Origin of the sequence: Mesorhizobium sp. ESP-6-2, assembly GCF_020164675.1 — a bacterium.
In the GTDB taxonomy this organism is placed as follows: domain Bacteria; phylum Pseudomonadota; class Alphaproteobacteria; order Rhizobiales; family Rhizobiaceae; genus Mesorhizobium.
Genome location: NZ_JAIUGT010000016.1, coordinates 17,301 through 42,976, shown reverse-complemented (window position 1 = coordinate 42,976; position 25,676 = coordinate 17,301). Strand labels below are relative to the sequence as shown.

Annotated in this window: 24 protein-coding genes; 13 read left to right on the top strand and 11 right to left on the bottom strand. The window is 64.1% G+C overall.

Annotated elements, in window-relative coordinates:
* Positions 1-4 precede the first annotated feature (4 nt).
* From LB532_RS29655 to puuE, 4 genes are read right to left on the bottom strand one after another with little or no spacing between them, the layout of a single operon-like run.
* On the bottom strand, positions 5-598 hold the full coding sequence (locus LB532_RS29655; protein ID WP_140644000.1) for a nucleoside deaminase: 594 nt from the start codon (positions 596-598) through the stop codon (positions 5-7).
* On the bottom strand, positions 595-1,101 hold the full coding sequence (locus LB532_RS29650) for an ureidoglycolate lyase (protein ID WP_140644002.1): 507 nt from the start codon (positions 1,099-1,101) through the stop codon (positions 595-597). Before LB532_RS29650 ends, LB532_RS29655 begins: the two co-directional genes overlap by 4 nt.
* The gene (locus LB532_RS29645) at positions 1,098-1,961 is read right to left on the bottom strand and encodes a bifunctional allantoicase/(S)-ureidoglycine aminohydrolase (RefSeq protein WP_140644004.1); all 864 of its coding nucleotides are present in this window, start codon (positions 1,959-1,961) and stop codon (positions 1,098-1,100) included. The genes LB532_RS29650 and LB532_RS29645 overlap by 4 nt, the downstream gene beginning before the upstream one ends.
* Positions 1,962-1,971: 10 nt before the next feature.
* Positions 1,972-3,396, bottom strand: coding sequence for an allantoinase PuuE (gene puuE, locus LB532_RS29640; protein WP_140644006.1), 1,425 nt, complete (start codon positions 3,394-3,396; stop codon positions 1,972-1,974).
* A gap of 201 nt (positions 3,397-3,597) precedes the next feature.
* Here puuE and uraH point away from each other — a divergent pair, with 201 nt between their 5' ends.
* The 4 genes from uraH (at position 3,598) to xdhC (ending at position 8,760) form a co-directional block, all read left to right on the top strand.
* Positions 3,598-3,972: a hydroxyisourate hydrolase gene (gene uraH, locus LB532_RS29635; RefSeq protein ID WP_140644008.1), complete on the top strand. Its 375-nt coding sequence runs from the start codon at positions 3,598-3,600 to the stop codon at positions 3,970-3,972.
* A 3-nt stretch (positions 3,973-3,975) separates the two neighbouring features.
* Positions 3,976-5,457 carry a xanthine dehydrogenase small subunit gene (gene xdhA / locus LB532_RS29630; RefSeq protein ID WP_140644010.1) on the top strand — a complete coding sequence of 494 codons (1,482 nt, stop codon included), beginning with the start codon at positions 3,976-3,978 and terminating at the stop codon, positions 5,455-5,457.
* On the top strand, positions 5,457-7,802 hold the full coding sequence (gene xdhB, locus LB532_RS29625) for a xanthine dehydrogenase molybdopterin binding subunit (protein WP_140644058.1): 2,346 nt from the start codon (positions 5,457-5,459) through the stop codon (positions 7,800-7,802). The genes xdhA and xdhB overlap by 1 nt, the downstream gene beginning before the upstream one ends.
* A 61-nt stretch (positions 7,803-7,863) precedes the next feature.
* Positions 7,864-8,760, top strand: coding sequence for a xanthine dehydrogenase accessory protein XdhC (gene xdhC / locus LB532_RS29620; RefSeq protein WP_140644012.1), 897 nt, complete (start codon positions 7,864-7,866; stop codon positions 8,758-8,760).
* A 64-nt stretch (positions 8,761-8,824) separates the two neighbouring features.
* Here xdhC and LB532_RS29615 read toward each other — a convergent pair whose 3' ends face one another.
* Complete coding sequence (locus LB532_RS29615) at positions 8,825-9,745, bottom strand: LysR family transcriptional regulator (protein ID WP_140644014.1); 921 nt, start codon at positions 9,743-9,745, stop codon at positions 8,825-8,827.
* Between the two features lie 138 nt (positions 9,746-9,883).
* On the opposite strand from LB532_RS29615, the gene LB532_RS29610 reads away from it, so the two are divergent.
* The 4 genes from LB532_RS29610 to LB532_RS29595 all read left to right on the top strand — a co-directional run bounded on the left by LB532_RS29610 (position 9,884) and on the right by LB532_RS29595 (position 14,435).
* Complete coding sequence (locus LB532_RS29610) at positions 9,884-11,101, top strand: urate hydroxylase PuuD (RefSeq protein WP_140644016.1); 1,218 nt, start codon at positions 9,884-9,886, stop codon at positions 11,099-11,101.
* 2 nt (positions 11,102-11,103) lie between these two features.
* Positions 11,104-12,417: a guanine deaminase gene (gene guaD / locus LB532_RS29605; RefSeq protein ID WP_140644017.1), complete on the top strand. Its 1,314-nt coding sequence runs from the start codon at positions 11,104-11,106 to the stop codon at positions 12,415-12,417.
* A 76-nt stretch (positions 12,418-12,493) separates the two neighbouring features.
* Complete coding sequence (locus LB532_RS29600; protein ID WP_140644019.1) at positions 12,494-13,000, top strand: heme-degrading domain-containing protein; 507 nt, start codon at positions 12,494-12,496, stop codon at positions 12,998-13,000.
* A 169-nt stretch (positions 13,001-13,169) separates the two neighbouring features.
* On the top strand, positions 13,170-14,435 hold the full coding sequence (locus tag LB532_RS29595; protein WP_140644021.1) for a glycerate kinase: 1,266 nt from the start codon (positions 13,170-13,172) through the stop codon (positions 14,433-14,435).
* Between the two features lie 9 nt (positions 14,436-14,444).
* On the opposite strand, the gene LB532_RS29590 is transcribed toward LB532_RS29595, so the two are convergent.
* From LB532_RS29590 to LB532_RS29570, 5 genes are all read right to left on the bottom strand, one after another.
* Positions 14,445-15,182 carry a UdgX family uracil-DNA binding protein gene (locus tag LB532_RS29590; RefSeq protein WP_224557556.1) on the bottom strand — a complete coding sequence of 246 codons (738 nt, stop codon included), beginning with the start codon at positions 15,180-15,182 and terminating at the stop codon, positions 14,445-14,447.
* Entirely contained in the window at positions 15,179-16,564 is a 1,386-nt protein-coding gene (locus LB532_RS29585; protein WP_140644024.1) for a glutamine synthetase family protein, read from the bottom strand. Before LB532_RS29585 ends, LB532_RS29590 begins: the two co-directional genes overlap by 4 nt.
* 47 nt (positions 16,565-16,611) lie before the next feature.
* Positions 16,612-17,994, bottom strand: coding sequence for an aspartate aminotransferase family protein (locus LB532_RS29580; RefSeq protein WP_140644026.1), 1,383 nt, complete (start codon positions 17,992-17,994; stop codon positions 16,612-16,614).
* A 104-nt stretch (positions 17,995-18,098) separates the two neighbouring features.
* The gene (locus LB532_RS29575; protein WP_140644027.1) at positions 18,099-19,073 is read right to left on the bottom strand and encodes a WD40 repeat domain-containing protein; all 975 of its coding nucleotides are present in this window, start codon (positions 19,071-19,073) and stop codon (positions 18,099-18,101) included.
* A 129-nt stretch (positions 19,074-19,202) separates the two neighbouring features.
* A complete protein-coding gene (locus LB532_RS29570) occupies positions 19,203-20,264 on the bottom strand; it encodes a CobW family GTP-binding protein (RefSeq protein ID WP_140644029.1) in 1,062 nt (353 codons plus the stop codon).
* A gap of 411 nt (positions 20,265-20,675) precedes the next feature.
* Between LB532_RS29570 and LB532_RS29565 the strand changes: the two genes are divergently transcribed.
* Positions 20,676-21,146: a MarR family winged helix-turn-helix transcriptional regulator gene (locus LB532_RS29565; RefSeq protein WP_140501145.1), complete on the top strand. Its 471-nt coding sequence runs from the start codon at positions 20,676-20,678 to the stop codon at positions 21,144-21,146.
* A 16-nt stretch (positions 21,147-21,162) separates the two neighbouring features.
* On the opposite strand, the gene LB532_RS29560 is transcribed toward LB532_RS29565, so the two are convergent.
* Positions 21,163-22,032: an AraC family transcriptional regulator gene (locus LB532_RS29560; RefSeq protein ID WP_140644030.1), complete on the bottom strand. Its 870-nt coding sequence runs from the start codon at positions 22,030-22,032 to the stop codon at positions 21,163-21,165.
* A 49-nt stretch (positions 22,033-22,081) separates the two neighbouring features.
* Here LB532_RS29560 and LB532_RS29555 point away from each other — a divergent pair, with 49 nt between their 5' ends.
* The 4 genes from LB532_RS29555 (at position 22,082) to LB532_RS29540 (ending at position 25,615) form a co-directional block, all read left to right on the top strand.
* Entirely contained in the window at positions 22,082-22,489 is a 408-nt protein-coding gene (locus LB532_RS29555) for a DUF2000 family protein (RefSeq protein WP_140567817.1), read from the top strand.
* A 172-nt stretch (positions 22,490-22,661) separates the two neighbouring features.
* Positions 22,662-23,546 (top strand): DMT family transporter, encoded by an 885-nt coding sequence (locus tag LB532_RS29550; protein ID WP_181169596.1) that lies wholly within the window; start codon positions 22,662-22,664, stop codon positions 23,544-23,546.
* A 66-nt stretch (positions 23,547-23,612) separates the two neighbouring features.
* A complete protein-coding gene (locus LB532_RS29545) occupies positions 23,613-24,635 on the top strand; it encodes a LacI family DNA-binding transcriptional regulator (RefSeq protein WP_140501249.1) in 1,023 nt (340 codons plus the stop codon).
* Positions 24,632-25,615 carry a 2-hydroxyacid dehydrogenase gene (locus tag LB532_RS29540; protein WP_140644033.1) on the top strand — a complete coding sequence of 328 codons (984 nt, stop codon included), beginning with the start codon at positions 24,632-24,634 and terminating at the stop codon, positions 25,613-25,615. The genes LB532_RS29545 and LB532_RS29540 overlap by 4 nt, the downstream gene beginning before the upstream one ends.
* Positions 25,616-25,676 lie beyond the last annotated feature (61 nt).

Here is a 25,676-nt window from a genome sequence, read left to right as displayed (position 1 = left end):
GCCCTCAGTTCAGCGGAATGTCGTTCTCGGCCTTGTTCGCCTGGTAGTCGCCAGACAGCGCGTCATAAAGTGCTGCAATCTTGCCGATGCGCGCCTCCAGCCGCCCGCGTTCCGCCTCGGGCAGTGCCCGCACCAGCCTGCGTATGGAAAAGCTTTTCCAATAGGCGTTCTCACCATTGTAGCCGCCGGGATCGAGGGTGAAGACCTCTTTCAGGATTTTCAGATCGTGCGGGATGGCGAAGCTGTCGCGCGAGTCCTCATGAGAGAAAAGGTAGTAGAAATTGTCGAAACCGGTCCAGGTGATCGCCGACAGGCAGAGCGAACAGGGCTCGTGCGTGGCCAGGAAGATGGCATCCTTGGTGTCGACCCGTTCGGCTTTGGGCATTTCGTAGAAGCGTTTCAGGCAGTGCACTTCGCCATGCCAGAGCGGGTTTTCGATCTCGTTGTTGGTTTCGGCCAGCACCAGCGAGCGGTCGCCTTTCCTCAGGACCGCAGCGCCGAACAGCTTGTTGCCATGGGCGACGCCTTCCTCCGTCTTCGGCACGATGTCGTGCTCGATGACATCGAGCAGGCGGTCGATCAGCGAAATGTCGGTCATCGCGGGGTCTCGGCGGGGAGATGAATCTCGTAGCTATGCGAGAAGTGAAATTCCTCGAGGTTGGAGCCGTCGCCGCCACGGTCGACGATCAGGAAATCCTGCACCTCGCCGATCGGCGTCAGCACGCCATGCCAGAGATTGCGGCGGTAGTTGATGCCTTGCCCTGGCTTGGTGATGAAGGCATGCGGCTCGCCCGGGCCCTCCTTGCCGTCATGGCAGGCGACGACCAGGAACGGTCGTGGCGACAGCGGGACAAAGGCCTGGCTGCCGAGCGGGTGGCGCTCGACCATGCGCAGCGTCAGCGGCAATTCGTAAGGCGTGCCGCGCACCATCGAGATCAGCACGCGGGCGTTCGGCCCTACCGCCTCGGCGGTCGCCAGATCATGGTAGCGCTCGGCCTTGCCGCCATTGATCGGGTAACGGTTGTCGCCGCCCATGTCGATGACATCGCCGAACGGGGCAAAGCCTTCGCGGGTCAGCGGCCGCGCGACGATGCGGGTCACGGCGCACGCCCCGCGATCCCGGCACCGCCGAGCTTGGCGTGCCGGTTGACGTCCTTGTAGAGCAGATAGCGGAATTTTCCCGGTCCGCCGGCATAGCAGGCCTGCGGACAGAAGGCGCGCAGCCACATATAGTCGCCGGCCTCCACCTCGACCCAGTCCTGGTTGAGCCGGTAGACGGCCTTGCCTTCCAGCACATAGAGCCCGTGCTCCATGACATGGGTCTCGGCAAAGGGAATGACCGCGCCCGGTTCGAGGGTGACGATGGTCATGTGCATGTCGTGGCGCATGTCGGCCGGATCGACGAAGCGCGTCGTCGCCCAACGGCCGTCGGTACCGGGCATCGGCGTCGGCCCGATGTCCTGCTCGTTGGTGAAGAAGGCTTCCGGCACGTCGAGACCGTCGACTACCTCGTAGGCCTTGCGAATCCAGTGGAAACGGACATCGGCCTTGGCCTCGTTGCGAACGGTCCAGCCGCTCGCCGGCGGCAGGAAGGCGAAGCCGCCCGGCTGCAAGACATGTCTTTCGCCAGCAAGCAGGACGGTCAGTTCGCCTTCGACCACGAACAAGGCGCCCTCCGCGCCGCTATCGGGTTCCGGCCGGTCGCTGCCGCCGCCGGGCGCGACCTCGACGATGTACTGCGAAAACGTCTCGGCAAAGCCCGACAGCGGCCTCGACAATATCCAGACGCGGGTCTTGTCCCAGAATGGCAGGGCGCTGGTGACGATGTCCTGCATCACGCCCTTGGGGATGACGGCATAGGCCTCGGTGAAGACGGCGCGGCCGGTCAGAAGCTCACTCTGGCCGGAATGGCCGCCATGTGGAGCATAATAGGTTCGCTCGGGCATCCTGATAGTATCCATGGGTTCAAACCTATTGCGGAAGCATGTCCCTGAGGCGGAAGAGCGCGATGCGCTCGACCTGTTTGCAGGCGGTCTCGAATTCGACGCCGCGGCTGTTGCCGATGCGCCTTTCGAACTCCGCCAGGATTTCTTGCCTGGTCTTGCCCTTCACCGCGACGATGAACGGGAAGCCGAAGGTGGTGACGTAGGCGGCGTTAAGCTTGGAAAACAGCTCGCGCTCCTTGTCGGTCAGCTCATCGAGGCCGGCCGAAGCCTGCTCCCTGGCCGATTCAGCCGTCAGCCGCCTGGCCGTTGCCAGTTTCCCGGCAAGGTCGGGATGGGCATTGAGCACGCCGAGCCGTTCCGTTTCGCTTGCGGCGCGGAAGACGCGGCAGAGCGCATTGTGCAGGCCGCCGGCGCTGTCATGCGCCGGGCCAAGTTCCAGCTCGTAGGCGCGCTCGGCTATCCACGGCGAATGCTCGAACACGCTGCCGAAAGCATGCACGAAGGCTTCGAATTCCATCCTCGAAGGGCGCAGCACCGGCGGCTTGTATGGATGGGTCTCGCGCCAATGCCTGGCGATGTCGATACGCCGCGCCAGCCAGACCTTGTCGTGCGAATTCACATAGTCGACGAAGCGCTTCAGCGCCGCCACCCGCCCCGGCCGCCCGACGAGGCGACAGTGCAGGCCGATATTCATCATGCGCGGCCGCCCAGCCTTGCCTTCGGCATAGAGCGTGTCGAAACTGTCCTTCAGATAGGCGAAGAACTGGTCGCCCGAGTTGAAGCCCTGCGGCGTGGCGAAGCGCATGTCGTTGGCATCGAGCGTGTAGGGGATGATGAGCTGCGGCCTGTCGGTCCCCTCATCCGCGAACCAGTAGGGCAGTTCGTCGTCATAAGTGTCTGAGACGTAGTCGAAGCCGCCTTCCTCCGCAACCAGCCGCACGGTGTTGACGGACGTCCGGCCGGTGTACCAGCCTGTCGGGCGCGCGCCTGTCACCTCATAGTGCAGCTTGATCGCCGCTTCGAGGTCGCGGCGCTCGTCCTCGGCGCTGTGGTCGCGGTAGTCGATCCATTTCAGCCCGTGGGAGGCGATCTCCCAGCCGGCATCCTGCATCGCCGTCACTTGATCGGGCGAGCGGGCGAGCGCCGTGGCGACACCGTAACAGGTCACCGGCACCTCGGCCTCGGTGAACAGGCGAAGCAGCCGCCAGAAGCCTGCCCGCGCCCCATATTCGTAGATCGATTCCATGTTCCAATGGCGTTGGCCCGCCCAGGGAGCCGCGCCGACGATTTCCGACAGGAAGGCTTCCGAAGCCTTGTCGCCATGCAGGACGCAGTTCTCGCCGCCTTCTTCGTAATTGACGACAAATTGCACGGCCACATGCGCGCCGCCGGGCCATTTCGGATCCGGCGGGTTGGCTCCGTAACCGCGCATGTCTCTGGTGTAACGCATCGTCCCTCCCACGGGGCATCGCCCGAAGTATGTTCAGGATATCGAAAGGGTGCTTCTCGCATTCCCCCGAAAATTTTTGAAAGTGTTTTTGTCGCACTCCGCTCGACCGGGACTTATGCATCGCCTTTAATTGGCGCACAATTCATCAGTAATGTTTGGCTGTACCGGCCGGTTTGTTCGTATTGGAATGGGAGGCGGACAATGGCAGAAACGTCGAAAGTCAATGGCGGACGTCTGACGACCCATGTGCTGGATACGGCGACCGGCAAGCCCGCGGCGGGATTGTCGATTGCGCTCTACCGGATCGATGGCTCTGCCAGGACGCATCTGAAGACGGTCGCCACCAACGCCGACGGCCGTTGCGACGCACCGCTTTTGGCCGACGCGGATTTCCAGGCCGGCGAATACGAGCTTGTGTTCGCCGCTGGCGACTATCTGCGGCGCCAGGGAACGAAACTGCCCGAGCCGGCCTTCCTCGACACCGTGCCGATCCGCTTTGGCATGGCGGATGCCGTGCACTATCATGTGCCGCTGCTCGTCTCGCCCTATGGCTATTCGACTTACAGGGGGAGCTGAGGCGTGGCCGAGGTCAAGATCCGCAACGACATCCGCTTTATCCTCAATGGCAGGGAGGTCGTGCTGTCATCCGTGGCGCCTGACGCGACCTTGCTCGACTGGCTGCGGCTCGACCGGTCGCTGCGCGGCACCAAGGAAGGCTGCGCAGAGGGCGATTGCGGCGCTTGCACCGTGCTGGTCGGCAGGCTTTCCGCCGGCGAACTGGTCTATGAAAGCGTCAACGCCTGCATCCGCTTCCTGGGTTCTCTGGACGGCACCCATGTCGTGACGGTCGAGCATCTCCATGGAGCGCCGGGCCAGTTGCACCCGGTGCAGCAGGCGATGGTGGATTTCCACGGCTCGCAATGCGGCTTCTGCACGCCGGGCTTCGTCATGTCGCTTTACGGCCTGTGGATGAAATCACCGGACCCGTCGGACGCGGCCATCGAAAAGGCCTTGCAGGGCAATCTCTGCCGCTGCACCGGCTATGAGGCGATCATGCGAGCGGCCCGCGCCATCTCCAGCTACGGCAAAGCACAGAAGGATCCGCTGGCGTTGGAGCGTCGGTCGATCATGGCCCGACTCGAGGCGATGCGCGACGGGGCACGGATCGAGATCGGCGCCGGCAAGGCGCGGCTCGTCGTGCCGGCTGACGTGGACGATTTCGCCGCCGTGCTCGACAAGGAACCGGGCGCCACCATCGTCGCCGGCTCGACCGATGTCGGTCTCTGGGTGACCAAGCACATGCGCGATATTTCGCCTGCCATCTTCATCGGCAATCTCGACGGGCTGTGCGCCATTGCCGAGGACAAGGGCGTGATCTCGATCGGCGCCGGCGTCACCTATTCGGATGCCTTCGGGATGCTGTCTAAACGCATCCCGGCGCTCGGGCCATTGTTCGATCGCATCGGCGGCGAACAGGTGCGCAATATGGGCACGATCGGCGGCAACATCGCCAATGGCTCGCCGATCGGCGACACACCGCCGCCATTCATCGCGCTCGGCGCGCGGCTGACGCTGCGTCGTGGGAGCAAGCGGCGCACGCTCCCGCTCGAGAATTTCTTCATCGCCTATGGCAAGCAGGACCGGCAGCCCGGCGAGTTCGTCGAGGCCGTGCATGTACCGGTTCCGGCAAACGAAACTAAGTTCGCCGTCTACAAGGTCACCAAGCGCCGCGACGAGGATATCACCGCCGCACTCGGCGCGTTCTTCCTGGTCCTTGCCAAGAACGGCACGGTTGCGGATATCCGCATCGCCTATGGCGGCATGGCGGCAACGCCGAAGCGGGCGGCGGCTGTCGAGAAGGCTCTGCTCGGCAAGCCCTGGACCGAAGAAACAGTCGGGGCGGCGATGGCCGAATACGCAACGGATTTCACGCCGCTCACCGACATGCGGGCAAGCGCCGAATATAGGGCTTTGGCGGCGAAAAACCTGTTGTTGCGTTTCTTTGTCGAAACCACCGGCACCAGGGCACCGTTCCAGGTGTCGCGCAACGAGGCGGCATGATGAACAAGCACGCCACCGCCAATTTAAAGGCCGAGAAGATCGTCGGCGGCGTCGCCACCGACCAGCGCCATGATTCCGCGCACAAGCATGTCAGCGGCAGAGCCGTCTATATCGACGATATGCCCGAACCGGCGGGCACGCTGCATGGCTGCCTCGGCTTGGCCACGGCCACGCATGCGACCATCGCCAAAATGGACCTGTCGGCGGTGCGCGCCGCCCCCGGCGTGGTCGACGTGCTCACGGCAAAGGATGTGCCGGGCGAGAACGACATTTCGCCGACCGGGCGCCATGACGAGCCGGTACTCGCCGACGGCAAGGTGCAGTTTTTCGGCCAGCCGATCTTTTGCGTGATTGCCGAGACGCGCGAGCAGGCGCGGCGCGCCACGAGGCTGGCAAGGGTCGAATACGAGGAATTGCCTTTCGTCACCGACATCGGCGCGCTCGATCCGACCAAGGACAAACTCGTCACGCCGCCTCTGACGCTGAAACGCGGCGACGCGGCTGCTGCGATCCGTCAGGCCCCCCGCCGGCTGAAAGGAAAAATGCGCGTCGGCGGCCAGGAGCATTTCTATCTCGAAGGGCATATCGCGATGGCGGTTCCGGGCGAGGATCAGGACGTCACCATCTATTCCTCGACCCAGCATCCGAGCGAGGTCCAGCACATGGTTGGTCATGCGCTCGGCGTGCCGAGCAACGCCATTACGGTGGAGATGCGTCGCATGGGGGGTGGCTTCGGCGGCAAGGAAACGCAGGGCAACCAGTTTGCCGCGCTGGCCGCGATCGCCTCCAAGAAGCATCACCGGGCGGTGAAAATCCGGCCCGATCGCGATGACGACATGATCGCCACCGGCAAACGGCACGATTTCCTCATCGACTACGAAGCCGGCTTCGACGATGAGGGCAATATCCTCGGCGTCGACTTCATGTTCGCGGCGCGCTGCGGCTTTTCTGCGGACCTTTCCGGCCCGGTCACCGACCGCGCGCTGTTCCACTGCGACAACACTTATTTCTGGCCGGCGGTGCATGCGCAGTCGGCGCCGCTCTACACCAACACGGTCTCGAACACCGCCTTTCGCGGCTTTGGCGGCCCGCAAGGCATGGTCGGTGCCGAGCGCATCATCGACGAGGTGGCGTTTGCCGTCGGCAAGGACCCGCTCGAGATACGCAAGCGGAATTTCTATGGAACCGCCGACCGCAACGTCACGCCCTACCACCAGGTGGTCGAGGACAACATCATCCACCGCATCGTTGCGGAACTGGAAGAAAGCGCCAGCTATGCAAGGCGCCGGCGCGAAATCTCGGCCTTCAACAACAACAGCCTCTTCATCAAGCGAGGCCTCGCACTGACGCCGGTCAAATTCGGCATCTCGTTTACCGCCACGCATTACAACCAGGCCGGCGCGCTGGTGCATGTCTACACCGACGGTTCGGTGCATCTGAACCATGGCGGCACCGAGATGGGGCAGGGCCTCAACGTCAAGGTGGCGCAAGTGGTGGCGCAAGAGTTCCAGATCGATCTCGACCAGGTGAAGATCACCGCGACGACCACGGGCAAGGTGCCGAACACCTCGGCCACCGCCGCGTCGTCCGGCACCGACCTCAACGGAATGGCGGCGCAGAACGGCGCCCGCCAGATCAAGGACCGGCTGACCGATTTCGCCGCCGAGAAATACCAGGTGCCACGCGACCAGGTGCTGTTCCTGCCCAACAGGGTGCGCATCGGCAACCAGGAGATACCCTTCGCCGATCTCGTCAAGCAGGCCTATATGGCCCGCATCCAGCTTTCGGCGGCCGGCTTCTACAAAACGCCGAAGATCCACTGGAACCGTGACAAGGGCGAGGGCCGTCCCTTCTATTATTTCGCCTATGGCGCCTCGTGCTCGGAAGTCTCGGTCGACACGCTGACCGGCGAATATGTGGTCGAGCGCACCGATATCCTGCACGAGACCGGCCGCTCGCTGAACCGCGCCATCGACCTCGGCCAAGTCGAGGGCGGTTTTATCCAGGGCATGGGCTGGCTCACGACGGAAGAGTTGTGGTGGGATGCCAAGGGCAGGCTGCGCACCCATGCGCCGTCGACCTACAAGATCCCGCTGGCGTCGGACCGGCCAAAGATCTTCAACGTGACACTGGCCGATTGGCCGGAGGCCGGTGAGCCGACAATCCACCGCTCCAAGGCCGTCGGCGAGCCGCCCTTCCCGCTCGGCATGTCGGTGCTGCATGCGCTGTCTGACGCGGTGGCCAGCGTTGCCGATCACAAGATCTGCCCGCGCCTCGATGCGCCTGCGACACCGGAACGCGTGCTGATGGCGATCGAGCGGCTGAAGAGCGAGGCCAGAGCCTGAACCGCGCGAAACGTGAAAAACGGGTCCCAAACGCCTATATTTCCCGCTGAGGGAATGTGAAATGAACTCGAACGTGCAAAAGCTGAAAGCCTTTCTTGGCCAAGCCGGCCGGGTCGCGCTGGTCGAGGTCGCGGCGGCGAGGGGCTCGACGCCGCGCGAGAAGGGCGCCTTCATGCTCGTTTCGAAAACGGCGATATCAGACACAATCGGCGGCGGCCAGCTCGAATACATGGCCATCGACAAGGCACGGCAGATACTCTTCTCCCCCTCAAGGAGGAGGGACAGAAGCGCGACCCTCGACGTCCCATTAGGACCGGAAATTGGCCAGTGCTGCGGCGGGCGGGTCGAGGTGCTGATCCGACTGATCGACCCAACGCTGGAGGCCGAACTGATCCAGGCGGCGGAAGCCGAAGAAGACCATCTGCCGCATGTCTACATCTTCGGCGGCGGCCATGTCGGCCAGGCGCTGGCCTCGGCCATAGCACTTCTTCCAGTGCGCGCCGTCATCGTCGAGACCCGCGCCGAGGCTCTGGAAGGCATGCCGGACACAGTCGAGACGCTGCTGGTGCCGATGCCGGAAACGATCGTGCGGGAGGCTCCAGCCGGCACCGCCTTCGTCATCCTCACCCACGACCACGCGCTCGATTTCCTGATCGTCGCCGAGGCGCTGAAGCGCAAGGACAGCGCCTATGTCGGCATGATCGGTTCGAAGACCAAGAAGGCGACGTTCAGGACCTGGTTCCTGAAGTCGGCTGAAGGCAGCCAGACAGAGTTCGCCCGCCTCGTCTCGCCGATCGGCGGCAATGCCGTTAAGGACAAACGCCCGACCGTCATCGCAGCGCTCGCGGCAGCCGAGATCATGACCGCGCTGGTCGCGTACGCCGCAGCGTCTGCCGACCACAAGCCTTCGCACGAAAGGCTGATGGCCGGCTGGAGCAATTCCAGCAAAACTGCGTGACGGTTATCCGTCCGGAATTGCCTCGAACCAAGAAGACAGCGGCGGTTGACGCGCCGGCCAGCTATTATTTGCCGGCCAGAATATCCTTGATCAGCCGCTGGCAGCGCTCGGCCATGAAATCCAGCAGCAGGCGCACCTTCGGGTCCTGCAGCTTCTTGTGCGGATAGACGGCGGCGAACTGCACCGGCGTCGGCGGCGTGGCGGCCAGGATGATCTTCAGCCGCCGGTCGCGGATGAAAGGCTCGACCTCGAAGCGCGGCTTGTTGATGATGCCGCGCCCCGACAGCGCCCAGCCGGTCAGCACGTCGCCATCGTCCGTATCATAGGGTCCGTGTACCTCGAATTTCTGCGGCCCGTTCGGCGTCTGCAAGGTCCAGACATATTCGCGCGCGCCGGAATAGCGCAGCATCAGGCAATCGTGCTTCCTGTTGATCAGTTCCTGCGGCTCGGCCGGCTCTCCGCGCGCCTCCAGATATTTGGGCGCTGCGACCAGCACCCGCTCGCATTCCATGATGCCGCGCATCCTGAGGCTGGAATCCTCGATGATACCGAGCCGGAAGGCGACGTCGATGCCCTCTTTCATGATATCGACATTGTGGTCCGAGAGCCTCAGCCGCACCTCGATATCAGGATATTTGTCGTGGAAATCGGGAATGCCCGAGGCCACCAGGCGGCGGCCGAGGCCGAGCGGCGCGGTCACGCGGATGGTGCCGCGCGGCTGGCCGGAAAGGGCCGAGACCGCGGCCTCCGCCTCGGTGATCGCTTCCAGCACCTGCTTGGCGCCGGTGTAGAAGACCGTGCCATGCTCGGTCGGCATCAATTGTCGTGTCGTGCGGTTGAACAGCCGCACACCAAGGTGCTTCTCCAGCTCCTTGATGCGGTTGGAAGCAACCGCCGGCGAAATGCGCATGTCGCGCCCGGCCGCCGACAGATTGCCGAGCTCGACCACGCGGACGAAGACGGCGATGTTGTCGAGATAGGCCATGCGGTTCAGTGGCTTTCAATCAAGCTGTGTGCGAGCAACCTAATATTTTCCAATTTTTTTTGAAAGTCATCGCACACCTCGCCTCTTTCCGTTTGCGCGCCACACCGTAAAGTCGCTTCATCGGCAGGGACGACTTCAATGATGGATTTCGCTATTTTCTGGGACTGGCTGAGCTTTGCCGTGCGCTGGCTGCACGTCATCACCGGCATCGCCTGGATCGGCTCGTCCTTCTATTTCGTCGCGCTCGATCTCGGTTTGCGCCAGCGACCGGGCATGCCTGCCGGCGCCTTCGGCGAAGAGTGGCAGGTGCATGGCGGCGGCTTCTATCACATCCAGAAATACCTGGTCGCGCCGGCCGAGATGCCGGAACACCTCACCTGGTTCAAATGGGAATCCTACGCTACCTGGCTGTCCGGCTTCGCCATGCTGTGCGTGGTCTACTATGCCGGGGCCGACCTGTTCCTGATCGATCCCAACGTGCTGCCGATGTCGGTGCCGGTCGGCATCCTCCTGTCGATGGCGACGATCGGCGTCGGCTGGGTGGTCTATGACCTGCTCTGCCGTTCGCCGCTGGGCAAAAGCGACACCGGCCTGATGCTGGTGCTCTATTGCGTGCTGGTGTTCATCGCCTGGGGGCTGACCCATCTGTTCACCGGCCGCGCCGCTTTCCTGCATCTGGGCGCCATCACCGCCACGATCATGTCGGCCAATGTCTTCATGGTCATCATCCCCAACCAGAAGATCGTCGTTGCCGACCTCATCGCCGGCCGCAAGCCGGATCCGAAATACGGCAAGATCGCCAAGCAGCGCTCGCTCCACAACAACTATCTGACGCTGCCGGTGCTGTTCCTGATGCTGTCGAACCATTATCCGCTGGCGTTCGGCACTGAGTTCAACTGGATCATCGCCTCTCTGGTGTTCATCATCGGCGTGCTGATCCGCCACTACTTCAACACCGTTCACAAACGCGCCGGCAACCCGCACTGGACCTGGCTGGGCGCCCTTGTCCTGTTCCTCGTCATCATCTGGCTGTCGACCGTGCCGAAGGTGTTGACCGGCGAACCGAAGGCGTCCGCCTCGGCGCAAGTCTATGTCGCCTCCGTGCATTTCCCGGCCGTGCGTGACACCGTGCTCGGCCGCTGCTCGATGTGCCATGCCCAGGAGCCGGTCTATGAGGGCATCTACCATGCCCCCAAGGGCGTGATGCTGGATACCGACGCCAACATCGCCGAGCATGCCCGCGAGATCTATCTGCAGGCCGGCCGCAGCCATGCCATGCCGCCCGCCAATGTCAGCCAGATATCAGACAAGGAGCGGGCGCTGCTGGTGGCCTGGTTCGAAGGCGCGGGGAAATAAGCATGACATCGACGCTTCTGCGTGGCCGCACGCTGTCCTTCGTGCGCTGGCCCGAAACCATCGATGATCATTCCGCCTGGCGCTACGAGGAGGATGGCGGCCTGCTGATCCGCGACGGCAGGATCGTCGCTGCAGGCGCTTACGTCGATGTTGAAAGGAAGGCAGGCGAGACAGCGAGAAGGATTGATCACCGGCCACATCTGCTGCTGCCGGGCTTCATCGATGCCCATGTGCATTTCCCGCAGATGCAGATCATCGCCTCCTACGGCGCCGAACTGCTCGATTGGCTGAACGCCTACACCTTCCCGGAAGAGACGAAATTCGCCAACGCGCAGCACGGGCGGCGCGTCGCACGGCTGTTCCTCGACGAGATGGTGCGCCACGGCACCACCACGGTCGCCGCCTACTGTTCCGTGCACAAGGCCTCCGCCGAAGCCTTTTTCGCCGAATCGCATGATCGCAACATGCTCAACATCGCCGGCAAGGTGATGATGGATCGCAACGCGCCCGATGGCGTGCTCGACACGCCGCAATCGGGCTATGACGACAGCAAGGCGCTGATCAGGGAGTGGCACGGCAAGGGCCGGCAGCTTTACGCCATCACACCTCGCTTCGCGATCACCTCGTCGCCGGAGCAGATGGAGATGGCGGGAGCGCTATGCCGCGAACATCCCGACCTGCATATCCAGACGCATCTGTCGGAAAACCATGCCGAGATCGCCTTCACGCAGGAGCTTTATCCGTGGTCGCGCGACTACACCGACGTCTACGAGCATTACGGGCTGCTGGGGAGAAAGAGCCTGCTCGGCCACTGCATCCATCTGTCGGAGCGCGAGGCGGACGCGCTTTCGGACTCAGGCTCGGTGGCCGTGTTCTGCCCCACCTCGAACCTGTTCCTCGGCTCCGGCCTGTTCGATTATCAGCGCTACCGCACCCGCGATAAAGCCCTCCGCATCGCCGCCGCCACCGATGTCGGCGGCGGCACCAATTATTCCATGCTGCGCACAATGGATGAGGGCTACAAGGTGATCGCGCTGAACGGCGAGAAGCTGAACCCGTTCCAATCGTTCTGGCAGATGACGCGCGGGAATGCCGAAGCGCTGTCGGTCGCCGAAAAGATCGGCACGCTGGACGAAGGCACCGATGCCGACATCGTCGTGCTGGATGCCAGAGCGACGCCGGCGATGCGACTCAGGATGGAGACCGCCGAGACGCTGGCGCAGGAGTTGTTTCTCTTGCAGACGCTGGGTGACGACCGCGCCGTGCGTGAGGTCTATGTGGCGGGGCGGCCGGCCAAGAGCGACATGGCGATTTAGACGCTCCGGTGGGTTCCTGGCTTGACCCGGCGGCAACCATCCGTCAAAGCGTGCGCGACGTTGACAGGGGAACGACATGGCCGTTGCCGAAGACATCGCTCTGATCAGAAGACAGGAGGAAATTCTTGTCTTCCCCGCCTTCGACGAGGCGGTCGCTTTCAATATCGGTTCAGCCATCCGCGACCGGGCGCTTCGAGAAAACCTCCCGATCATCGTCGACATCAGGACCTTCGACCGGCCGCTGTTCTATGCCGCGATGCCGGGCTCGAACGCTTCTAATCCCGATTGGGCGCGGCGCAAGATCAATGTCGTCAGGCGGTTCCTCAGGAGCACCTACCGCATGGTGCTGGAACAACAGCGCCCCGACCGCACCTTCAAGATCGGCGAGGGCCTGGATATTGCCGACTACGTGCTGGCCGGCGGCGGCTTTCCCGTCACGGTCAAGGGCGTCGGGGTTATCGGCGTAATCGCCGTCTCTGGCCTGCCGGAGCGCGAGGATCATGGCGTAGTGGTCGATGCTCTGTGTGATCATTTGGACATCGACAAGCGCGAGTTTTCGCTGCCGCCCGAGGAAAAATCGTGACGTTGACGCCGCCCCTCATCCGCCTGACGGCACCTTCTCCCCGTATAGTGACGGGGAGAAGGAATGCGCACCAGCGCCGGCGACCCCCTCTCTCCGTCTCTTTACGGGGAGAGGGTGAGGGACAGCGCCGACGGTTGCCCAATTCGAAAGACGCCTATGGCGCCAAAGGATGACCTTGTTCGACCCCAAATCCTTCCTCACTTCCATCTTCAGCGCCGCCGTCGCCGCCGCCGATCCGGAAAAGACCATCAGCGATCATTTGCCGGCCAGGCCCAGGGGCCGCACCATCGTCATTGGCGCCGGCAAAGGCTCGGCGCAGATGGCGGCGGCCTTCGAGAAAGCATGGGACGGTCCGATCGAAGGACTGGTCGTCACCCGCTACGGCTATGGCGCGAAATGCGAGCGCATCGAGATCATCGAAGCGGCGCATCCGGTTCCGGACGCCGCCGGGCTCGAAGCTTCGCGGCGGCTGCTCGAGAAGGTGCAAGGGCTGACATCAGACGATCTGGTGGTGGCGCTGATTTCCGGCGGCGGTTCGGCGCTCCTGCCCTCACCGGCAACCGGCCTGACATTGGCCGACGAGGTCGCCGTCAACGAGGCGCTGCTGGCGTCAGGCGCGCCGATCGCGGCGATGAACACCATCCGCAAGCATCTTTCCACCATCAAGGGCGGCCGGCTGGCCGCCGCCGCCTGGCCGGCCAAAATGGTGTCGCTGGTTGTCTCCGATATTCCCGGGGACAATCCGGCGCTGGTCGCATCCGGCCCGACCGTTCCCGACACCGGCAGCCGGGCGGATGCGCTGGCGTCGATATCAGCCTACGGCATGAACCTGCCGGCCTCGGTCATGGCGCATATCAATTCACCGGCCGCCGACGCACCAGTCCCCGGGGATGAGCGCTTTTCGCGCAACGAGGTGCATCTGATCGCCTCCGCCGGCGTGTCGCTCGAAGCAGCCGCAGCGGAAGCGGGCCGACAGGGCATCGAGGCTGTCATTCTCTCGGATGCCATCGAAGGCGAAGCCCGCGAGGTAGGCGGGGTTCACGCGGCCATCGCGCGCGAAGTGGCGACACGCAACCGGCCTTTCTCAAAGCCGGTGCTGATCCTGTCCGGCGGCGAGACCACGGTGACGCTGCGTGCCAAGGGGAAAGGCGGCCGCAATACGGAATTCCTGCTCGCCTTCGCCATCGGCATCAACGGCGTGCAAGGCATTGACGCCCTGGCCGCCGACACCGACGGCATCGACGGCTCGGAGGACAATGCCGGCGCCTTCGCCGATGGTTCCACGGTTTCGCGCATGCGCGCGGCCGGCATCGACGCCAAGGCGATGCTGGCAGGCAACAATGCCTGGACGGCTTTCAACGCGGTCGGCGATCTGTTCGTGCCTGGCCCGACCGGCACCAATGTCAACGATCTACGGGCGATCCTGATTCGGTAGACGCTCGGATCAGGCAGCCATCAGCCGCTTCACCTGCTTCATGTCTTGCAGGAACCGTTCGCGCTCGGCCTCCTTGTCCGCACGGTCACGGATGCGCAGGATGAAGGAGGGATGGATGGTTATGAACACACGCATGCCATCTTCCCGCTCGATCGCCTGGCCGCGCATTTTCGTCACCGGAACCGCCTTGCCGAGCAGCGAGAGTGCAGCGGTGGCGCCGAGCGCCACGGCAAGGTTCGGTTTGATCAGTCCGAACTCCTGGTCGAGCCACCAGCGGCACGCCTGAACCTCACCCGCGTTCGGCTTGGAATGAATGCGACGCTTGCCGCGCGGCTCGAACTTGAAGTGCTTGACCGCATTGGTGACATAGACTTTCTGGCGGTCGACCCCGGCGTCGTCCAGTATGGCGTCGAACACCCGTCCGGCCGGGCCGACGAAAGGAGCGCCGGCGAGATCTTCCTGATCGCCGGGCTGCTCGCCGACGAAAATCACCTTGGCACCCTCAGGCCCTTCGCCGAACACGGTCTGCGTCGCATCGCGCCAAAGCGGGCAGCGGCGGCAAGCCTTCGCCACTTCACGCAGCTCCGAGATCGAGGTGACATCTGGCAGTGGCTCGTCGGACGGCCCGGAAATGCGCCTGGCCGGCCTCTTCGCTTCATGCGTTTGGCCTGTGGTCGCCATCATCCTGTCCTGTCGGTTTTGACAGTGAAATGGACGGGGCCGGCGATGGTTCCTCCGAGGGCTCAGACCTCGTGCAGATAAAGGTGATAATCCAGCTCGCTGACCGTGCGCGCCACGCGCAGGTATTCGGACTGCTTGATCGCCACGAAGGTGCGGTGCAGGTCTTCGCCAAGCGCGCCTTTGAGGAAACTGGACGCTCTGGCCGCCTCGATCGCTGCGCGCCAGTCGACCGGCATGGTCGTGCGCGTCACCGCCGCCTCGTAGCCGTTGCCGGTCGTCTCGGGTCCGGGATCGAGACCTTCGTCGAGGCCTTTGACGATGCCGGCAAGCACGGTTGCCGCGATCAGATACGGGTTGGCGTCGACGCCCGACGGCCGGTGCTCGATGCGCCGGTTCCTGGCGTCGCCCGCCGGCACGCGCAGCGCCACCGACCGGTTGTTGACGCCCCAGGTCGGCGCCACCGGTGCATAGGATTGCGAGACGAAGCGCCGCCAGGAATTGGCGTGCGGCGCAAACACCAGCATCGATTCCGCCATGGTCTGGATCAGGCCGCCCAGCCCGCGCAGCAGCGGCAACGACCAACTCTCGCCGCCGGCCTCCGAAAAAACGTTTCGGCCGGCCTTGTCCTGCAGCGAGACGTGGAAATGCATGCCGGAGCCGGCGTATTTCTCGATCGGCTTGGCCATGAAGCAAGCGGTGACGCCATGGCGGCGCGCCTGCGCCCGCACCAGCCGCTTCAGCATGACGAGGTCGTCGGCTGCCCGCATCACATCCTTGCGGTAGTTCAGCGTCAATTCGTACTGGCCGGGCGCATATTCGGAAATCACGGTCTCGGCCGGAATGCCCTGTGCCTCGGCCGCGGCATAGATGTCGGAGAACAGCGGCTCCATGCCGTGCAGATGGTCGACCGAGTAGACCTCGGTCTTGCCCGAGACCCGGCCATCCAGCACGGCGCGCGCCGGCTGCACCTTGCCGTCGCTGTCGCGCTCATTGGCGAGGAGAAAAAATTCGAGCTCGAAGGCGCCGGCCGGGTACAGCCCCTTGGACGCCAATATATCGACCTGCCTTGCCAGCGCCAGCCGCGGGTCCGATGACATCGGCGCGCCGTCGAGATGATACATCGCCATCAGCACCTGGCCGCGCGGCGGGTTGGTCCCGTGCAGCGGCACCAGCGTGCCAGGAATCGGCCAGGCGCGCAGATCGCCGTCGCCGGTGGTCCAGATCAGCCCGGTCTCGTGCACGTCCTCGCCGGTGATGTCGAGGCCGAGGATCGAGATCGGCATGTGCCGGCCGCCTTCGAAGATGGCTTTCAACTCGTGCCGGCGCACGATCTTGCCACGGCCGACGCCGTTGGCATCGGTCAGCACGATATCGAAGGCTTCGATCTCGGGATGGGCATCGAGAAAGGCCTGCGCCTCGGCGGGCGTCGAGCCCGAAGGTGAAGTCATGATGGGACCCGGCCTAGCTTGCGCGCCTGTCTGTTGGGTGGCTTGTCTCATGCCGCAAGCTCCGCCGCAACTGCGCCGAAGGCGGTGATCAGCCGGTCGACCTGGGCGCCAGTGGTCGCCGGAGAGATCAGCATCATATTGTGGAAGGGCGCGATGAGCACGCCGCGATTGACCAGCGCGACATGGATGGCGGCTTCGAGTTCCGGCGCATGCGCGGCTTCCGCCTCGGCGCCATTGCGCAGCGGGCCCGGCGCGCAGATGAATTCGACCCGGGCGCCGACGCGGGCGACATGCCACGGCAGGCGGTGGCGGTCGATGACCGCGGTCAGCCCGGCATCGAGCCGCCGCGCCAGATGGTCCATGCGGGCATAGTTCTCCTCCGTCATCACCTCTTCAAGCGCGGCGCGCATGGCCGCGAATTGCAGAGGATTGGCCGAGAGCGTCGTGCCCATGCCGGAATAACCCGGCTCTTTCGTCCTGTTGTAGTCGGCGTAGCGCGAGGCGACCTCTTCGCTCATGCCCCACACGCTCGCGGGCACGCCGCCGGCGATCGGCTTGCCCAGCACGAACAGGTCCGGCTCCAGCCCGTATTTCGCGGTATAGCCGCCCGGTCCGGTCGAGATCGTATGCGTCTCATCGATCAGAAGCAGCGTGCCGGCCGCGCGGGTCAGCTTTCGCAGCGCCTCGTGGAAACCGGGATCGGCCAGCACCATGCAGGAATTGGTCAGCACCGGTTCGGCGATGACGCACGCGACATCCTGATCCCTGAGCGCCGCCTCCAGCGCGGCAACGTCGTTGAACTCGATGACCTTGGTGGTGCGGGTCAGGTCGCGGAATTCGCCGGCCAATCCGGGCCGGTTGGCCGGCTTGCCGTCGATCAACCGCACCATGGTCTCGTCGACAGAGCCGTGATAACAGCCGTTGAAAACCAATATCTTTTCTCGCCCGGTGACGGCGCGGGCAACGCGCAGCGCAAAGCGGTTGGCATCGGTCGCCGTCGTGGCGATCTGCCAGAACGGCAGGCCGAAGCGCTGTTGCAACAGCGGTCCAATGGCGAGCGCATCTTCCGAAGGCAGCATGTATGTCAGGCCGCGTCCGGCCTGCCGGCGGATGGCGCGCGCTATCGCCGGCGGCGAATGGCCGAACATCGATCCGGTGTCGCCGAGGCAGAAATCGTCGAGCCTGTTGCCGTCGATGTCGGTGATCGTAGCGCCTTTGGCGCTCTCGACCAGAATCGGAAACGGCGTCGGCCAGTCCTTCATCCAGTGCATCGGCACCCCGCCGAAGAAGCAAGGCAGGCCGTTGCCGGCCTTGGCCTGCGATTTCGGCCGCGCCTTGCGGAAGCTGGCGCCTTCGGTGTCCCGCAATGCGGCAATGCGGTCGCGGCTGACGCCGCCAATGGACGTTTTCGACGTGTCGCTGCTGTGCATGAAGCATCCCTCTGGGGGGGGTAGGCGGTAGGGCGGTAGAAGACGTCAGTGCGCACGACTGCACGTCATGTCCTCACTCGTTGTTCCCCTACTCCCCTACTCCCCTAACCCGTGATGTCGATAACGCCGCAGTCGCCGGCGGCACTGCCGAAGGCGATGCGGCGCTCTTCCTTGTCCCACATCATCGCGGTGATGGCGCCCTTGCCTGGCCGGCGCAGCAGCACTTCCTTGGCGTCGGCGAAGCGCGCGGCGATCACCATGCCATCCTCATAGCCGATCGCCACCACATCCTGGCTCGGATGGCAGGCGACGCAGGTCACCATCGTGTTGCCGCGCGTGCCGAGTTCCAGCGGCGCCTTGCCCATTGGTCCGTCCTTGCCCGAAAACGGCCAGACGATCGCTGCCGGCGCGCCGGAGCTTGCCAGCCACTTGCCCTTCGCACTCCACGACAGGCTTTTGACCTTGCCGGGATAGCCGGTCATGCGCATGTGCTTGCCGTCAGCCAGCTTCCAGCCGTGCAATGCGTTTTCCTGCATGGTGGTGACGAGGAAGGCGCCGTCAGGCGAAAAAGTGATGCCGGTATGGGCGCCGGCCCATTCGAGCTCCACCGGCTTGCCCTCGGCGGCCGGGAAATGCAGCGTCGCGCCATTGTAGCGCGCGACGCCGAAGCGCATGCCCTTGGGCGAAAATGCCAGCCCCTCGACCGAACGCGGATGGACGAACTCTTTTGTCCGGCCGTCGACAAAGCGCACATAGGCGGTCTTGCCTGTAGCATAGGCGATGGCGCCTTGCGGGCCTGCGGCGACGCTGGTGATCCACTTCTTGCCCGCGCTCGCCAATTCCTTGGCCTCGCCGCCCGCTTTCACCGCAAACACCTTGCCGTCTTCGCCGCCGGTGAGCAGCCGGTCATTGGCGGCATCGTGGAAGGCCGCGAGCAGCCCGTCATTGCCCTGCACCGTCTTGTGGCCATTGTCGAGCCGATGGACGGTGCCGTCGGCCAGCGCGAAATGCGGCACGTCGCCGAGGAAGACGGCTGCGAGGCAATGGCCTTCGAGATCAAGCGGGCCGACGGTGGGCATGTAAGACAAGTCCATTCCAGATTGTTGCTGGTCGTCTCGGGAGCCGCCAGCGCGGCTAGACGCGCCCCTACCTTCTCCCACAAGGAGAGAAGCAAGAGCGGGCAGCGCTAGCGCCATGGAGTCCGGAAATCAAGCGGCCTGGCAGGCCTCGAAGCTCTTCCTCAGCCGTTCGGCGTCCAGTTCGCGGCCGATGAATACCAGCCGGCTCTCATGCTTCTCGCCGTCTTTCCAGGCGCGCTGGTGGTCGCCCTCGATGATCATGTGCACGCCCTGGATGACGTAGCGCTCGTCGTCGCCCTTCAAGGCGATGATGCCTTTCAGGCGCAGGATGTTCGGCCCCTCCATCTGGGTGACCTTCTCGATCCAGGGAAAGAATTTCTTCGGATCCATCTCGCCTCCGCGCAGCGAAACCGACTGCACCGTCACGTCATGGATGTCGGATGGGTGGGCGTGATGGTGGTGCCCATCGTGGTCATGATCGTGCCCGTCATGATCGTGGTGGTGATGATCGTGGTCATGATCATGGTGGTCGTCATGCGCCTCGAGGAAATGCGGGTCGTTCTCCAGCGCCTTCGACAGGTCGAAGGCGCCGCGGTCGAGCACTTCCGACAGCGCCACGCCGGCGCGGGTGGTGCGATGGATCCTTGCCGCCGGGTTGATGGCGCGGATCGTCGCTTCGACCTTGGCGAGTTCTTCTGGTGTGACGAGGTCGGTCTTGTTGAGCACGACGACGTCGGCGAAGGCGATCTGGTCCTCGGCTTCCTTGGAATCCTTCAGCCTGAGGGGCAGGTGCTTGGCGTCGACCAGCGCCACCACCGCGTCGAGCTTGGTCTTGGAGCGTACGTCGTCGTCCATGAAGAAGGTCTGCGCGACGGGCACCGGATCGGCGAGACCCGTGGTCTCCACCACGATGGCGTCGAAGCGGCCGGGCCGGCGCATCAGGCCCTCGACCACGCGGATCAGGTCGCCGCGCACCGTGCAGCAGACGCAGCCATTGTTCATCTCGTAGATCTCCTCGTCGGATTCCACGATCAGGTCGTTGTCGATGCCGATCTCGCCGAATTCGTTGACGATGACGGCGTAGCGCCTGCCGTGGTTTTCCGACAGGATGCGGTTGAGCAGCGTCGTCTTGCCGGCGCCGAGATAGCCGGTCAGAACGGTTACGGGGATCTGCGTCTGTGCGTCGCTCATGGCTTGCCTCGAATGGATTGGGCCTTGAAAGATTTCGGCCTCGAAAGGGATTGTCGGCTCCATATAGGATGTGCGGCGGGCTTTTGCACGAGGCAAACCGCGAATGGCTGCGGTCCAATCCATAGGCCAAGGTCTCGTCGAACCAGGCTGCGCGCGGCGGCCTGCGGACTGTGCGGTATCGGTGCGCAAAAAGAGCCTGTGGACGACCACGGCGGGCCGATCCACCGCAATCGCTTTGGCGAAAAGTCGTTTGTCATCTAACTGAAATAATCATCTGGCATTAGCCACGGCGGGCACCGCAATGCTTGCCGGCAAAGCTGTTTCAGGCGCCGGAATCTTTTTGATCGTCGATTGCCAACCGGCCGGCTGCGTCTATGCTGCCCGCACCGGTATGGCCGAAGAGGGATGACCATGGCCAAGGCGGACAAGACTGCGACAATGAGCCGGCTGCATTCGGCGGCAAGGCTGGCAAGAACAGCGCTTGCGGCACGGCTGCTGGCGCATGGCTTCTATGCCGGCCAGGACCAGATCATGCTGGCGCTCGACCGCGAGGATGGCCAGACCCCGGGCAATCTGGCTGGCCGGCTCGGCGTGCGCCCGCCCACCATCACCAAGACCATCAATCGGCTGCAAGCACAGGGTTTTCTGCAAAAGCGCGCCTCCGACGCCGATGCCCGCCAGGCGCATATCTTTCTCACCGACACCGGCCGCGAGACCATCCGCGCCATCGAAAAATCGGTGAAGAAGACCGAAAAGCAGGCGCTGAAGGGCCTCGACAAGAAGGATCAGAAGGCGCTGTTCAAATTTCTTGCCCGTATCGAAGCCAATCTTTCGAACGAAGAACTGGCCTTGATCGACGACGACGCCGAGTCGGACGACTGACCGCCGATTGCGGTGATCAGGCCGCCGCTGCGGACCTACGGATCAGCGAAGACCAGCGTCCCGGCGTCATGCCGAATGCCTTCTTGAATTGCCTGTTGAAGTGGCTTTGGTCGCTGAAACCGGCCGCGGTCGCGATCTGTGCCAGTGGCTCGCCGGCGGCGATCATACGCCGTGCGCGCTGAAGACGTCGCATCAAAAGGAAACGATGCGGACTGGTGGAGAAAGCGGCGCGGAAATGCCTGGACAAGGCATAGCGGTCGAACCCGGTAACCGCCTCCAACTCGTCGGATCGCACGGGCCGGGCAGAGTTTTCCGTGAGATAGTCGCGCGCCAGCGCGGCCGCCCGCCAGGCCGTTCCCGGCACCGCTCTCGCCGGCTGGCCGGCATGGGGGGCGAGCCCTTGCATCAGTTGCGCCAGGAAGTCGGCGACAAACAGCTCGTCGAGTTCCTCCTCCAGCGGACCCAGGGCCGAAAGCAAGGTGGCGCACAGGCGTTCGTCCGCCACCACGGCCTGCCTGACGAAAGGCAGCGATGCGCCCCCGAGGCAGTCCAGCATCAGTGACGGTTCCAGATAGAGGATCCTGTAGCGCAGCCCGTCCTCGGTTCCGGCGCCGCCATCATGCAGTTCGTCGGGATGCAGGACGATGATCTGGCCGGGCAGGCTATGGCGCACCGCACCGCGATAGCGAAAGCTCTGCACGCCTTGCAGCGTCACCCCGATCGCATAGGTGTCGTGGCGATGCATGTCGAAGGCGCTGCCGTGGAATCGCGCCTCGATGCGCTCCATGCCGGCAGGATCGCAGGCGGCAATGATGCAGTTTTCCGCGGCCTCCGCGCACAAACGTCCAAGACCCTGGAACGCCTGACTGCCTAGATCGAGCGACATCGCTTCCTTTCGCCTTGAAAGGGGCACAACCCCGAATGGTCACTGTCTCATGTTCGATACGAAATTTGCAATCGTGCTCAGGGATGATCTGCCGGTCTGGCAAAAACTCAACGTCACCGCATTCCTGACCAGCGGCGTCGTCGCGCAGTTCCCCGATATCATCGGCGAGCCCTATCGTGACCGCGCCGGCAATGTCTACAACCCGCTGTCGATCCAGCCCGTCATCGTGCTGTCCGCCGACCAGGCGACACTCGGCGCAATCCACAGCCGCGCCCTGGAGCGCGGAGTAACGAGCTCGCTCTATGTCGAGGAGATGTTCTCGACCGGGTTCGATGCCGCCAACCGCGCCGTCTTCGCCGAATTCGCGCCGGAAGACGCCAAGGTGGTCGGCATCGCATTGCGCGCCGACAAGAAGACGGTCGACAAGATCACCAAGGGTGCTCGCATGCATCCCTGACGACCCGGGCCTGAGCCTGTCCGCAGCTCTTGTTGTGCCAGCCGCTTTTGGCTTGCCGCACGCCCGCAATTGCCGCAAAGGTGGGCCTCAGCCCAGCTTTCCATCCGGCCTGCAAGTGAGTGCTCCCCAAACATCTTCAGAAAGCGCGACGCCGCCGGTGGCGATCCTGTGCATGCTTTCCACCTATGTCTTCTTCACCTTTCTCGACACCAGCAGCAAATACCTCGTCCTCGCCGGCGTCTCCGCGCTTGTCGTCGCCTGGGTGCGCTTTGCCGTACATGTCGTGCTGGTCGGCGCGCTGTTGCGGGGCTGGCGCGAACCGGCGCGGTTCCGTCCGGCCAACCTGCCGGCTCATGTCCTGCGCGGGCTGTTCCTGTTCGGCTCGACCATCTTCAACGTGCTGGCGCTGCGGTCCCTGCAACTGGCCGAGACGACATCGATCTATTTCTTTGGGCCGATGGTCATCACCGCACTTGCCGGCCCGCTGCTTGGCGAATGGGCGGGCTGGCGGCGGTGGCTGGCGATCCTGGCCGCGTTCGCCGGGGTTCTGATCATCACAAGGCCGGGGGTCGGCGTTTTCGGCGTCGGCCATCTGTTCGCGCTCGGCTCGATGCTGTCGAACTGCTTCTATGTGATCATGACCCGACGCATGTCGGCGACCGAGACATCGGAAAGCCTCATCCTGTTTTCGGCACTGGCCCCGGCGGTGGTGCTCCTGCCCATGCTGCCGTTCTCGTTTTCCTTGCCGCACGATGGCTGGCACTGGTTCATCCTGCTCATGCTCGGCGTCTTTGGCGGCGTCGGTCACTGGCTGCTGGTGCAGGCCTATCGCATGGCCACCACCACCGCGCTCGCCCCTTATCCCTATTCGCAGATGGTGTGGATGATCCTTTCCGGGCTCATCGTCTTCAAGCAGTTCCCCGACCGCTGGACGCTCGTCGGCGCCGCCGTCATCGTCGCCAGCGGTCTCTACATCGTCCATCGCGAGCACCGGCTGCGCCTGCGCAATCGTGCGGTGCTGGACGTCGAGGCGGAAGCGCTGGCAAAAAAACTTTGATTTAGCCTCGAAGGGTGGCATAAGGCCGCCTTTAAACAGTTTAAAAAACGACGGGGGAGCGGAAGGCTGGCACAGAAGATCAAGCTGTCGACGATCGCGGATGCGCTCGGCGTGTCCACGGCCACGGTATCGCTGGCGCTGCGCGACAGCCCGCTGGTCGCAGGTGGCACCCGTGACCGCATCAAGGAACATGCCCGCGCCATCGGCTACATCTACAACCGCCGTGCCGCCAGCCTGCGCACCTCGCGTTCGGGCATTGTCGGCGTCGTCGTGCATGACATCATGAACCCGTTCTTCGCCGAGATCCTGCGCTCGATCGAAAGCGAGCTCGACCGCAGCCGCCAGACCTTCATCCTGTCCAATCACTACGACCAGCTCGAGAAGCAGCGCACTTTCATCGACACGCTTTTGCAGCTCGGCGCCGATGGCGTCATCATGTCGCCGGCCATCGGCACTCCGGCCTCGGATATTCTGATGGCCGAGGAAAACGGCCTGCCGGCGGTGCTGATCGCGCGCACCGTCGAGGGCGCCGACGTGCCGGTTTTTCGCGGCGACGATGCCTATGGCACGGGGCTTGCCACCAATCACCTGATCTCGCTCGGCCACAAGCGCATCGCCATGATCGGCGGCACCGACCAGACCTCGACCGGCCGCGACCGCTACCAGGGCTATGTCAACGCCATGGAGGCCGCCGGGCTGGAAGTGCGGCCGGCCTGGCGCATCCCCGGCCCGCGCACCAAGCAGGCCGGCTTCGAGGCCGCCGGACAGTTCCTGGCGCTGAAGGACAAACCGACAGCCGCCTGCTGCTGGAACGACCTCGTCGCCATCGGCCTGATGAACGGCATCGCGCGCGCCGGCCTGGTGCCCGGCCTGGACATATCGGTCACCGGCTACGACGATCTCGAGGAGGCGGCAATCGCCACGCCGGCGCTGACCACCGTGTGGAACGGTCAGCGCGAGGTTGGCCGCCGCGCCGCCAGCGCCCTGCTCGACAAGCTGAACGGGCAGACGGTGCGGCCCTCGCAGGAACTGATCAAGCCGGAACTGCATGTGCGACAGTCGACCGGCAAGCCGGTGGAGCGCGCATGACAAAGCCCGAGCAACTGCAAGCCGTCGCTATCCTGGTGCCGGGGCATTTCAACGACCATGCGGTCGAGCGCATCGACCGGACATTCAGGCGTGTCGGGATCGAGCGCGCCGATCCGTCCCTGGTCACCGATGAGATGCGTGACAACGTGCGCGCCATCGCCTCGTTCGGCGGCATCAGCGCGGCCCTCATGGATGCATTGCCGAAGCTTGAGATCATCGCCAGTTTCGGCGTCGGCTATGATTCGGTCGATGCCCGCCACGCTGGCGATCACGGCATCATGGTCACCAACACGCCCGATGTGCTGACCGAGGAGGTCGCCGACACCGCCATCGGCCTGCTGATCAACACCGTGCGCGACCTGCCGCGCGCCGAAACCTGGCTGCGCGACGGCAGCTGGCAGCGCAAGGGCAACTATCCCCTGAGCCGGCTTACCTTGCGCGGCCGCAGCGCCGGCATTTTCGGCATGGGCCGTATCGGGCTCGCCATTGCCCGCCGGCTGGAGGCGTTCGGATTGCCCGTCGCCTATCACAACCGACGCCGGGTCGAGGGCCTGTCCTATCCGTACCACCCGACGCTGAAGGCCCTCGCCGAAGCCGTCGACACGTTGATTTCGGTGGTCCCGGGCGGCGCCTCGACGGAAAAGGCGGTCGATGCCGAGATCCTGTCGGCGCTTGGCGCCAACGGCGTCTTCGTCAATATCGGGCGCGGCAGCACGGTCGACGAGGCGGCGCTTGCGACAGCCCTCGCCAACGGCACTATCGCCGCCGCCGGGCTCGATGTCTTCGCCGACGAGCCGAACGTGCCGCGGGCGCTGCTTGACGCGACCAATGCCAGTCTGTTGCCGCATGTCGGCTCCGCGTCGGAGCACACACGTCGCGCCATGGCGGATCTGTGCGTCGACAATCTGGTGTCCTGGTTCAGCGAGCGCCGGTCGATCACACCTGTGCCCGAGACCGCGCATGTGAAGGCGCGCGGCTGAGCGGTCGGACTGCCATATTTATTAACGTCAGCTTAACTCTTTGAAATCATTCTTCATCCTG